The 737-nt window shown below is 43.1% G+C and carries 2 tRNA genes and 2 rRNA genes; all 4 read left to right on the top strand.

What is annotated here, in order from left to right:
• Positions 1-115 (top strand): 16S ribosomal RNA (locus HGH91_RS30985); the annotation flags it as partial.
• 164 nt (positions 116-279) lie between these two features.
• Positions 280-354, top strand: a tRNA-Ile gene (locus HGH91_RS30980).
• A 10-nt stretch (positions 355-364) separates the two neighbouring features.
• A tRNA-Ala gene (locus HGH91_RS30975) sits at positions 365-438 on the top strand.
• 189 nt (positions 439-627) lie between these two features.
• Positions 628-737: ribosomal RNA gene (locus tag HGH91_RS30970) — 23S ribosomal RNA — on the top strand; the annotation flags it as partial.

Below are 737 nucleotides of genomic sequence, written 5' to 3'. Positions count from 1 at the left end.
GCCGGGGGGACCTGAAGTCGGTAACCGCAAGGAACCGCCTAGGGTAAAATCGGTAATTGGGGCTAAGTCGTAACAAGGTAGCCGTATCGGAAGGTGCGGCTGGAATACCTCCTTTTTAGAGCTCATTGACCTATGAGCTGTTGTTTCCTTCTTTTAATTTATTGAAACAGTTTAGTAATGACTATGCTGTTTTGTAGTTCTTTAAAAACATTATAAGCCAAGTTGGTTATGGACTGGATCGGTTAGTGAGATAGTATCAGCCAACCTTGTCTGATAAACAGATCCGTAGCTCAGCCTGGTTAGAGCACTACACTGATAATGTAGGGGTCAGCAGTTCAAATCTGCTCGGGTCTACAATGATTACGGGGGATTAGCTCAGTTGGCTAGAGCACCTGCCTTGCACGCAGGGGGTCATCGGTTCGAATCCGATATCCTCCACTTAATCACCTTAAGTTCTTATCATAACAAAAGATGTGTAACCATAAGGGTTACGGAGATCAGCTCTCACACATCGGCAATAATCACACAAATGAAATCTTGGAAAAGAAATCAGTGATTAAAAGTTCTTTGACATATTGGGAAATGCAAGTTGTATTCGAAATAGTAGTATTAAGAATACTAAAGATTTTTAAAGCGAATAAGGGCGCATGGTGGATGCCTAGGATCTAAGAGGCGAAGAAGGACGTGGTAAGCTGCGATAAGCTACGGGGAGATGCAAACGATCGTAACATCCGTAG

The organism is Chitinophaga eiseniae (assembly GCF_012641265.1).
In the GTDB taxonomy this organism is placed as follows: domain Bacteria; phylum Bacteroidota; class Bacteroidia; order Chitinophagales; family Chitinophagaceae; genus Chitinophaga; species Chitinophaga eiseniae_A.
This window is presented reverse-complemented; position numbering and strand designations above follow the sequence as displayed.